Genomic DNA, 10,354 nt, shown 5'->3' on the forward strand with positions numbered 1-10,354 from the left:
GCAGCATCGTGTTCATGAGAAAGCTCCTCGGGGGTTGGCGCGCACGCCGATGGGGGTCGGCCTGTGCGCAAGCACCACGTCAGGCGCTCAAAAAAAGGGGGGAAAGTCTTCAAGGGGGTCATCCGGCGCGCGGGGCGGGGCCTCTTCGTCGCGCCGGGACCATGTACAACGACCGGCGGGCCGGCATCATTCCGGGCCCGGCACACCCACCTGCGCGGGCAGCCGACCACCCCGCAGGGCGGGGCCGTGGTCCTCGGTCGTGCACCGGGTACAACGACCCCCGCCCACCGGCCATTCCCCCGCCGGCCACCCCCGCGAAACGGACACCCCGCCCAGACCACGACGGCCGGTCGAACGTTATGGAGGTATCCGGGCCCCGGAGGCACACACAGCGTTCCACTCAGCCTGTGAGGCAGCGCATGAACCGGACACTCGCCCCAGACCCGAGGCAGGGTGTGCGGGCGGCTACGAACTTGATGACGTGAACGGATCGGCGTGGCCTCTCTGCAGCCAGGGAAGCAACACCTTCGCCGCGGGCGTTGCGTGGGGCCTGCAGAGCAAGGGCGGTTGGGCGGTTGGGTCGAGCAGGCACGAACATCCGAGCTGGGCACGGACCTCCCCACCGCGTTCAAGGGCCGGCAGGGGCCGGACCCTGGCGCCAACCGCCGGGCGGGGATGCGCACCGGGCAGGGCACACAACGACAGCGCCGCCCGCCCCCGGAGGGGCGGACGGCGCTGTGGGTGTCGGTGTGCAGGTCGCCTCTCGGCGAGTGGCGCGACGCGGCTCCAGCCGAACGGTATTCCGCGAAGGCAATTTAGGTGAGGCCCGGGGACACTGGGCACACCGACGCTCTGCACAACGGCCCGACCGCATCCGGTGTTCCGGGCGGTAGGGTGTCGGCGGTCACAATCTTTCCGGCCGATACCGCCACATCCCGTGGTGCAGTCGATCAAGGGGTGGGCAGCGCCTAGGGTGGTCTGCGTGGCGACCCTCCTGCTTCTGCGACACGGCCGGACCACCGCGAACGCCGACGGTGGCCTGGCCGGTCGGCAACCGGTCGAGCTGGACGAGACCGGGCGCGCCCAGGCCGCGGCGGTCGGCGAGCGGCTCAAGGGGCTGCCCCTCGCGGCGGTGGTGACCAGCCCGCTGATCCGCTGCCGGCAGACCCTGGAGCTGGCCCTGCCCGCCGCCGAGCCGGTGGTCGAGGAGGGGTTGATCGAGTGCGGCTACGGCGCCTGGGAGGGGCAGCCGCTGAAGAAGCTGGCGAAGGAGCCGCTCTGGCCGGTGGTGCAGCAGCACCCGAGCGCCGCCGTCTTCCCCGAGGGGGAGTCGATGGCGGCGATGTCGGCGCGGGCGGTCGCCGCGGTGCGCGCCTGGGACGCCCGGGTCAGCGCCGAGCACGGGCCCGAGGCGGTCTGGCTGGCATGCAGCCACGGCGACGTGATCAAGGCGATCGTGGCCGACGCGCTGGGCGTACACCTGGATCTGTTCCAGCGGATCGTGGCCGACCCGGCGTCGGTGACCGCGATCCGCTACACGCCGCTGCGGCCCTTCCTGGTCCGGCTCAACGACACCGGCGGCGACCTCGCCGGGCTGGTCCCGCCGCCGCGCAAGCGGCGCCGGCGGGCGACCAGGGCGACCGACTCGGACGCGGCGGTGGGCGGCGGCGCGGGGGCGGCTCGGTGAGCCGCCGCGCCACGCCCGGCAACGGCGGGGGTCGGCCCTGGCGTTTCGCCCTGGGCGGATTCGGCGTCGGTGGGCTGCGCGACGGTTCCGCCCGCCGGATAGGGTCGTGGGTATGACCCACCAGGTGCACGCCTTCGAGCCGCCGGAGCGGTTCGTCGCCGGAACCGTCGGCCCGCCGGGGGAGCGCACGTTCTTCCTCCAGGCGCGCGGCGGGGGCCGGCTGGTCAGCGTCGCGCTGGAGAAGGTCCAGGTGTCCCTGCTCGCCGAGAAGCTGGAGGAGCTGCTCTCCGAGGCGCAGCGCCGGTTCGGCGTGCAGCTGCCGGAGGCGATTCCGGTGACCGGCGACAACGACCCGCTCGACACCCCGGTCGACGAGGAGTTCCGGGTCGGCACCCTGGGCCTGGCCTTCGACGTGGACACCGCCACCGTGGTGATCGAGGCGATCGCCGCCGGTGAGACGGAGGTCGAGGTCGAGCTGGGCGACGCGGACGACGACACCGACGAGGACCCGGACGAACCGGACGAGGATCTCGACCGGCTCCGGGTCCGGCTGACCCCCGAGGCGACCCGCGCGTTCATCGAGCGGGCCCGGCGGGTGGTCAACGCGGGCCGTCCGCCCTGCCCGCTCTGCGGCCAGCCGCTCGACCCGGCCGGTCACCTCTGCCCCCGGCACAACGGTTACCACCGGTGACGTCGTCCGAACTTCAGCCCCGACAGGACGGCGCCGCCTCGCTGCGACTGCTCAGCGACGGTGAACTCACCCTGGAGGGGCGGCTGGTCGACGCCTCCAACGCCACGCTGCGCGGCATCCTCACGCTCGACGGGGTGACCGCGCGCTGCGTCTACAAGCCGGTCCGCGGCGAGCGCCCGCTCTGGGACTTCCCGGACGGCACGCTCGCCGGCCGGGAGGTTTCGGCCTACCTGGTCTCCCGGGCCACCGGCTGGGACCTGGTGCCGCCGACCGTGCTGCGCGACGGGCCGTTCGGGCCCGGCTCCTGCCAGCTCTGGATCGACGAGCCGGAGGACGCCGAGCCGCTGGTCGGGTTCGTGCCGGCCGAGACGGTGCCGCCGCGCTGGTTCCCGGTCGCCGCGGCCCGGGACGACGACGGGGCCGCGTACGCGCTGGCGCACGCCGACGATCCCCGGCTGGCCCGGCTGGCGGTCCTCGACGCCGTGATCAACAACGCCGACCGCAAGGGCGGCCACGTGCTCGTGGGGCCCGACGACCGGATCTACGGGGTGGACCACGGGGTCTGCTTCCACGTCGAGGAGAAGCTGCGCACGGTGCTCTGGGGCTGGGCCGGCCGGCAGCTCCCGCCGGACGCGCTGGAGATGCTCGACGGGCTGGCCGGCCAGCTCACCGGGTCGCTCGGCGAGGAGTTGGCCGACCACCTCACCATGAGCGAGGTCGCCGAGGTGGCGGCCCGGGTGGACCGGCTGCGGCAGAGCGGGCGGTTCCCGCTGCCGCCGGAGGAGTGGCCGGCCATGCCCTGGCCGCCGATGTGAGCCGCTGTCGCGTTGATCACCCGAGGCGCGCCACCTGAGCGCCTGACGGATCGTTAGGCTGGCGGTCATGGAGTCTTGGGCGGGACACGAGGTGCCACGGCTGCCGGGCAAGGGCACGCCACTGAGGTTGTACGACTCGGCGCGGCAAGGACTCCACCCCAGTCAGCCGGACGGCGCGGCCACCATGTACGTCTGCGGCATCACCCCGTACGACGCGACCCACCTGGGCCACGCCGCCACCATGATCACCTTTGACCTGGTGCAGCGGATGTGGCGGGACGCCGGCCTGACCGTGCGCTACGTGCAGAACGTCACCGACATCGACGACCCGCTGCTGGAGCGGGCCGAGCGCGACGGCGAGGACTGGAAGGTCCTGGCCATGCGGGAGACCGCCCTGTTCCGCGAGGACATGGAGGCGCTGCGGATCATCCCGCCGGAGCACTACGTGGGCGCGGTCGAGTCGATCCCGGACATCGCCGAGAAGGTCCTCGTCCTGCTCAAGGACGGCGCAGCCTACCGGCTCGACGACGGCACCGGCGACGTCTACTTCGACGTGGCCGCCGCCCCGGCGTTCGGCTACGAGTCCAACCTGTCCCGCGACGAGATGCTGGAGATCTTCCCGGAGCGCGGGGGCGACCCCGACCGGGCCGGCAAGCGCGACCCGCTCGACCCGCTGCTGTGGCGCGGCGCCCGCGAGGGCGAGCCGTCCTGGCCGGGTGGCGAGCTGGGCGCCGGCCGCCCCGGCTGGCACATCGAGTGCGCGGTCATCGCGCTCAACCTGCTCGGCGACCGGATCGCCGTCCAGGGCGGCGGCAACGACCTGATCTTCCCGCACCACGAGTGCTCGGCGGCGCACGCCGAGCGGCTGACCGGCCAGGCGCCGTTCGCCGACCACTACGTGCACGCCGGCATGATCGGCCTGGACGGCGAGAAGATGTCGAAGTCCCGGGGCAACCTGGTCTTCGTCTCCCGGCTGCGGGCCGACCAGGTGGACCCGATGGCGGTCCGGCTGGCCCTGCTCGGCGGCCACTACCGCAGCGACCGCTCGTGGACCGACGAGCTGCTCGTCGAGGCGCAGGAGCGGCTGGCCCGCTGGCGCCGGGCCGCCGCCGCGCCGGCCGGCCCGTTCGGGGGCGAGCTCCTGGCCGCCGTACGCGCCCGCCTCGCCGACGACCTCGACACCCCCGGCGCACTGGCGGTCGTGGACGACTGGGTGAACCAGACCCTCGCCGGCGTGGCCGACGACGCCGAGGCCCCGAAGCTGTTCGCGGACACGGTCGACGCCCTCCTCGGCATCGCGCTCTGAGTCCTCTTCACCGCGTCGATCTCGCACTTCCTGCCCCGACCAACTCGGGCATTCACGGCGCCCCAGGGGCGGGAAGTGCAAGATCGCGGTGAGGGTCAGCGGTGAGCGGTCACCCCAGGACGAGGCCGGGATCCGGGTCGGGTTCCGCCTGCGGGGCGGGGATCCGGTACTCCTCGGTCAGGGTGGTCATCGGGCCGGGCCAGGTGGCATGGGCGACCTCGATCGGCTTGCGCTGGGCGTCGTAGGCGACGTGCAGCAGGTGCAGCACCGGGGTGTCCGGGCGGATCTGGAGGATCTCGGCCTCCTCCCGGCTGGGCTGGCGGGCGCTGATGGTGTCGGTCGCGGTGACGTACCGGCGGCCGGTGGCCTCCTCGGCCTCCTGGTAGAGCGGGCGGCCGAACGCCTCGGCGCGCTCCAGCGAGGTGCCGGCGGTGTCGGTGGGCAGGAACCAGGAGGCGCCCACCTCCACGGGTGAGTCGTCGGTGCGGACCAGGTGCCGCCGGCAGAGCAGTTCGGTGCCGTCGGCCACCCCGAACGCGTCGGCCACCTCGGGCGGTGCGGGGGCGCGGCCCACCGAGACGAGCTGCTGCCGGTACCGGGCGGCCAGGTCGGTGTGGTAGCCGCGGAAGCCGCCGTACCGGCCCCGGGACAGCCGGTTGAGGCGGCGCCGGGTGCCCCGGACGTACGTACCCGAGCCGGGCTTGGTGATCAGGATGCCCTCGACCCGCAGCTGGTCGACGGCGCGCTGCACGGTCTGCTTGGCCACGCCGAACATCTCGGCGATGGCCGGGATGGACGGCAGCCGCTCGCCCGGGCCCCAGTCGCCGCGGCGGACCTGGGCCTTGAGCTGCGCGGCGATCTGCCGGTGCGGGAACTCGGCCGCGCCGGGATTGATCTGCATGCCCGCCTCCTCCTGACAGCTAGGTTCCTAGGATGCCCTAGCGGAGGTGACCTCGCCACCCCGGACACGCGGAAAGGCCGGGCCCCGCAGGACCCGGCCTTCGGCGAAGAGGAGTTACCAGGAGCCGGCGGTGGGGCCCGCGGAACCGCCCCGGCGGCGCAGGTACTTCTCGAACTCCTGGGCGATCTCGTCACCGGTCAGCGGGGTGATGCCGGCGTCGCCGACCCGCTCCTCCAGCTCGCGCACGTACTCGCCCAGCTCGGCGTCCTGCTCGGCGGCGCTGCGCACCCGCTGCTCCCACTCGGCGGCCTCCTCGGCCAGGTCGGCCATCGGCACCGGCAGGTCGAGCACCTCCTCGACCCGGTGCAGCAGCGCCAGGGTGGCCTTGGGGCAGGGCGGGTTGTTGGCGTAGTGGGGCACGTGCACCCAGAACGACACGGCGTCGACCTCGGCCCGGGTGCAGGCGTCGTGCAGGACCCCGACGATGCCGGTCGGCCCGTCGTAGCGGGTGGGGGTGAGCTGGTAGCGCTTGGCGGCGTCGGCGTCCGAGGCGCTGCCGCTGATCGGCAGTGGCCTGGTGTAGGGCACGTCGGCCAGCAGCGCGCCGAGCAGCACCACCCGCTCGACCTCCAGGCTGTGGCAGATCTCCAGCACCTGCTCGCAGAACGTGCGCCACCGCATGCTCGGCTCGATGCCCCGGATCAGCACCACGTCCCGCTCGGTGCCCTCGGGGCTGGCCACCATGAAGCGGGTGGTCGGCCACTCGACCCGGCGGGTCTCGCCGTCGGCCATGGTGATCGTCGGCCGGCTCACCTGGAAGTCGTAGAAGTCCTCCGGGTCCAGCTCGGTCACCTGCCGGGCCTGCCAGACCTGCTCCAGGTGCTCCACGGCGGCGGTCGAGGCGTCGGCGGCGTCGTTCCACCCCTCGAAGGCCGCGATGGCGACCGGGGACCGCAGCACCGGCAGTCCGTCGAACTCGGTCACGCCGTCACCTCACCCTGCTCGCCGGCGGCACCCGGGCGCCGCCCGCCTACGACCACTCCGGCTCGGCGCGTCTGGCGCCGCGCCGCGACCTGGAACCGTCGCACGGTCGCGTCGCTGATGTCCTTCACGTCCGCCAGCCTACGTGCCGCCGTGGGGCGCGGCCCGTCGGCCGCGCCGGTCGGCCGGCCCGACCACTCGGGCGAAACGGATGAAAGGTATGCGGTGATCCCGCTGACAGTATGTGGGAAGGGCAGGTTGCGGTGACCCGTCGACGCCGCGCCGCACTAACCTGGCCGTGTGCGGACTTCGTTGCTCGATGTGCTGGCGGACCGGATCCTGATCGCCGACGGGGCGATGGGGACGATGCTGCAGGCGGCCGACCTGACCCTGGACGACTTCGACGGCCTCGAGGGTTGCAACGAGATCCTCAACGTCACGCGGCCGGACGTGGTCCGCGGCGTGCACGAGGCCTACCTGGCGGCCGGCGCGGACTGCGTCGAGACCAACACCTTCGGCGCCAACCTGCCCAATCTCGCCGAGTACGGTATCGCGGAGCGGATCCGCGAGCTGTCCGAGGCCGGTGCGCGGCTCGCCCGGGAGGCCGCCGACGCGTATTCGACGCCGGAGCAGCCGCGGTTCGTGCTCGGCTCGATGGGGCCCGGCACGAAGCTGCCCACCCTCGGGCACGCGGCGTACGCGACCCTGCGGGACGCGTACCAGGAGAACGCCGCCGGCCTGATCGCCGGTGGGGCGGACGCGCTGATCATCGAAACCTGCCAGGACCTGCTCCAGGTCAAGGCCGCCGTCGTCGGCGCGAAGCGGGCCCGGGTGGAGCTGGGGCGGGACGTCCCGATCATCTGCCAGGTCGCCGTGGAGACCACCGGCACCATGCTGCTGGGCAGCGAGATCGGTGCGGCGCTGACCGCGATCGAGCCGCTCGGCGTCGACCTGATCGGCCTCAACTGCTCGACCGGCCCGGCCGAGATGGGCGAGCACCTGCGCTACCTGTCCCAGCACTCGCGCATCCCGGTCTCGGTGATGCCGAACGCCGGTCTGCCGGTGCTGACCGCCGACGGCGCCTACTTCCCGCTGAGCCCGGTCGAGCTGGCCGACGCGCTGGAGCAGTTCGTCACCGATTACGGCGTGGCCCTGGTCGGCGGCTGCTGCGGCACCACCCCGGAGCACATCCGGGTGCTGGTCGAGCGGCTGCGCGGGCGGCGGCCGGTGACCCGGGAGCCGCGCCCCGAGGCGGGTGTCTCGTCGATCTACCACCACGTGCCGTTCGCGCAGGACGCCAGCATCCTGATGGTGGGGGAGCGGACCAACGCCAACGGCTCGAAGGCGTTCCGCGAGGCGATGCTCGCGGCCGACTGGCAGGCCTGTGTGGAGATCGCCCGCAGCCAGGCCCGGGACGGCTCGCACCTGCTGGACCTGTGTGTCGACTACGTCGGCCGGGACGGCACGCAGGACATGCGGGAGTTGGCCGGCCGGTTCGCCACCGCCTCCACCCTGCCGATCATGCTGGACTCGACGGAGCCGGCGGTGGTCGAGGCCGGGCTGGAGATGCTCGGCGGCCGGTGCGTGGTCAACTCGGTCAACTTCGAGGACGGCGACGGCCCGGAGTCCCGCTACGCCCGGGTGATGCCGGTGGTCCGGGAGCACGGCGCCGCCGTGGTGGCGCTGCTCATCGACGAGGAGGGCCAGGCCCGCACCCGGGACTGGAAGGTACGCGTGGCGTGCCGGCTCATCGACGACCTGACCGGCCGGTGGGGGCTGCGGCGGGAGGACATCCTCATCGACGCGCTGACCTTCCCGATCGCCACCGGGCAGGAGGAGACCCGCCGCGACGGCATCGAGACGATCGAGGCGATCCGGGAGATCGCCGCCCGCTACCCGGGGGTCAACTTCACCCTGGGCATCTCGAACGTCTCGTTCGGCCTGAACCCGGCGGCCCGGCAGGTGCTCAACTCGGTGTTCCTGCACGAGTGCGCGCAGGCCGGCCTGACCTCGGCCATCGTGCACGCCAGCAAGATCCTGCCGATGTCGAAGATCCCCGACGAGCAGCGCGAGATCGCGCTCGACCTGGTCTACGACCGGCGCCGCGAGGGCTACGACCCGGTGCAGCGGTTCATCGAGGTGTTCGAGGGCGTCGACGCCGCCTCGGCGCGGGCCACCCGGGCCGAGGAACTGGCCGCGCTGCCGCTGGACGAGCGGCTCAAGCGGCGGATCATCGACGGCGAGCGCAACGGCCTGGAGGCCGACCTGGACACGGCGATGGCCGAGGGGCGTACGCCGCTGTCCATCATCAACGACCTGCTGCTCGACGGCATGAAGGTGGTCGGTGAGCTGTTCGGCTCCGGCCAGATGCAGCTGCCGTTCGTGCTCCAGTCCGCCGAGGTGATGAAGACCGCGGTGGCCTACCTGGAGCCGCACATGGAGAAGACCGACGACGACGGCAAGGGGCGGATCGTCCTCGCCACGGTCAAGGGCGACGTGCACGACATCGGCAAGAACCTGGTGGACATCATCCTGTCCAACAACGGCTACGACGTCGTGAACATCGGCATCAAGCAGCCGATCAACGCGATCCTCGACGCCGCCGAGGAGCACCGGGCCGACGCCATCGGCATGTCCGGCCTGCTGGTCAAGAGCACGGTCATCATGAAGGAGAACCTGGCCGAGATGGCCGCGCGCGGGGTCGCCGAGCGCTGGCCGGTGCTGCTGGGTGGCGCGGCGCTCACCCGGGCGTACGTGGAGGACGACCTGCGCTCGGCGTTCCCGGGGCAGGTGCACTACGCCCGGGACGCGTTCGAGGGGCTGTCCCTCATGGACCGGGTCATGACGGCCAAGCGGGGCGGCGCGCCGGTGGTCGACCCGGAGCGGGAGGCCGCGCTGGCGGCCCGGCGGGAGCGGCGCGAGCGGCAGCGGGCCATGGTCCGCGAGGCGTTGCCGGAGCTGGACGACGCCTCGGTGCGCTCCGACGTGGCCGTCGACGTGGAGGTGCCCACCCCGCCGTTCTTCGGCACCCGGGTGGTCAAGGGCGTGCCGCTGGCCGACTACGCGGCGCTTCTCGACGAGCGGGCCACCTTCCTGGGCCAGTGGGGGCTGCGCGGCGCCCGGGGCGGCAAGGGCCCGTCGTACGAGGAGTTGGTGGAGACCGAGGGCCGGCCGCGGCTGCGCTACTGGCTGGACCGGCTCATCTCCGACCAGATCCTCGAGGCCGCCGTGGTCTACGGCTACTTCCCGGCCTACTCGGAGAGCAACGACCTGGTGGTGCTGGACGAGAACGGGCACTCCGAGCGGGCCCGGTTCTCGTTCCCCCGGCAGCGGCAGGAGCGCCGGCTCTGCCTGGCGGACTTCTTCCGTCCCAAGGGCGAGCAGCTGGACGTGGTGGCGTTGCAGCTGGTCACGGTGGGGCAGCCGATCAGCGAGTACACGGCGAAGATGTTCGCCGGCAACGAGTACCGGGACTACCTGGAGGTGCACGGCCTGTCGGTGCAGCTCACCGAGGCGCTGGCCGAGTACTGGCACCGGCGGATCCGCGCGGAGCTGGTCCTGCCGGGCGGGCGTACGGTCGCCGACGACGATCCGGCGGACGTGGCGGGCCTGCTGCGCACCGACTACCGGGGCTGCCGGTACGCGTTCGGCTATCCGGCCTGCCCGGATCTGGAGGACCGGGCGAAGATCGTGGAGTTGCTCGGCGCCGAGCGGATCAACGTCCAGCTCTCGGAGGAGTTCCAGCTCGTCCCGGAGCAGGCCACCGACGCGATCGTGGTGCACCACCCGGAGGCGAGCTACTTCAACGCCAAGTGATGACCTGACCCGGTTTGGCGCGTGCGGAGGCCGGACGGCGCGGTCAGTCCGTGCTGAGCGGGCGTTGCGTCGGCCGTAGCTCCTCCGGCGGCTCGGGCAGATCCAGCACCCGCTGGACCTTGTTGGCCCAGCTCGGCTCGATGCCGGTCTTGAGGCC

The 10,354-nt window shown here is 72.8% G+C and carries 8 protein-coding genes; 5 read left to right on the plus strand and 3 right to left on the minus strand.

From position 1 onward, the window contains the following. Nucleotides 1-973 precede the first annotated feature (973 nt). The 4 genes from ABZW14_RS33940 to mshC all read left to right on the plus strand — a co-directional run bounded on the left by ABZW14_RS33940 (nt 974) and on the right by mshC (nt 4,499). Nucleotides 974-1,687 (plus strand): histidine phosphatase family protein, encoded by a 714-nt coding sequence (locus ABZW14_RS33940; RefSeq protein WP_355355279.1) that lies wholly within the window; start codon nt 974-976, stop codon nt 1,685-1,687. Between the two features lie 112 nt (nt 1,688-1,799). Then, nucleotides 1,800-2,378 (plus strand): DUF3090 domain-containing protein, encoded by a 579-nt coding sequence (locus ABZW14_RS33945; protein ID WP_355355263.1) that lies wholly within the window; start codon nt 1,800-1,802, stop codon nt 2,376-2,378. Beyond that, on the plus strand, nt 2,375-3,193 hold the full coding sequence (locus ABZW14_RS33950) for an SCO1664 family protein (protein WP_355355266.1): 819 nt from the start codon (nt 2,375-2,377) through the stop codon (nt 3,191-3,193). The genes ABZW14_RS33945 and ABZW14_RS33950 overlap by 4 nt, the downstream gene beginning before the upstream one ends. A 67-nt stretch (nt 3,194-3,260) precedes the next feature. Continuing rightward, nucleotides 3,261-4,499, plus strand: coding sequence for a cysteine--1-D-myo-inosityl 2-amino-2-deoxy-alpha-D-glucopyranoside ligase (mshC, locus tag ABZW14_RS33955; RefSeq protein ID WP_355355269.1), 1,239 nt, complete (start codon nt 3,261-3,263; stop codon nt 4,497-4,499). Between the two features lie 109 nt (nt 4,500-4,608). Here mshC and ABZW14_RS33960 read toward each other — a convergent pair whose 3' ends face one another. The 3 genes from ABZW14_RS33960 to ABZW14_RS33970 all read right to left on the minus strand — a co-directional run bounded on the left by ABZW14_RS33960 (nt 4,609) and on the right by ABZW14_RS33970 (nt 6,512). After that, nucleotides 4,609-5,400: a GntR family transcriptional regulator gene (locus ABZW14_RS33960; protein ID WP_355355272.1), complete on the minus strand. Its 792-nt coding sequence runs from the start codon at nt 5,398-5,400 to the stop codon at nt 4,609-4,611. 114 nt (nt 5,401-5,514) lie between these two features. Continuing rightward, entirely contained in the window at nt 5,515-6,384 is an 870-nt protein-coding gene (locus tag ABZW14_RS33965) for a PAC2 family protein (RefSeq protein WP_030504102.1), read from the minus strand. After that, a complete protein-coding gene (locus tag ABZW14_RS33970; protein WP_355355274.1) occupies nt 6,381-6,512 on the minus strand; it encodes a hypothetical protein in 132 nt (43 codons plus the stop codon). The genes ABZW14_RS33965 and ABZW14_RS33970 overlap by 4 nt, the downstream gene beginning before the upstream one ends. Nucleotides 6,513-6,681: 169 nt before the next feature. Between ABZW14_RS33970 and metH the strand changes: the two genes are divergently transcribed. Further along, nucleotides 6,682-10,197 carry a methionine synthase gene (metH, locus tag ABZW14_RS33975; RefSeq protein ID WP_355355276.1) on the plus strand — a complete coding sequence of 1,172 codons (3,516 nt, stop codon included), beginning with the start codon at nt 6,682-6,684 and terminating at the stop codon, nt 10,195-10,197. The last annotated feature ends 157 nt before the right edge of the window (nt 10,198-10,354 follow it).

It is taken from the genome of Micromonospora sp. NPDC004551 (genome assembly GCF_040609975.1).
Classification (GTDB): Bacteria; Actinomycetota; Actinomycetes; order Mycobacteriales; family Micromonosporaceae; genus Micromonospora.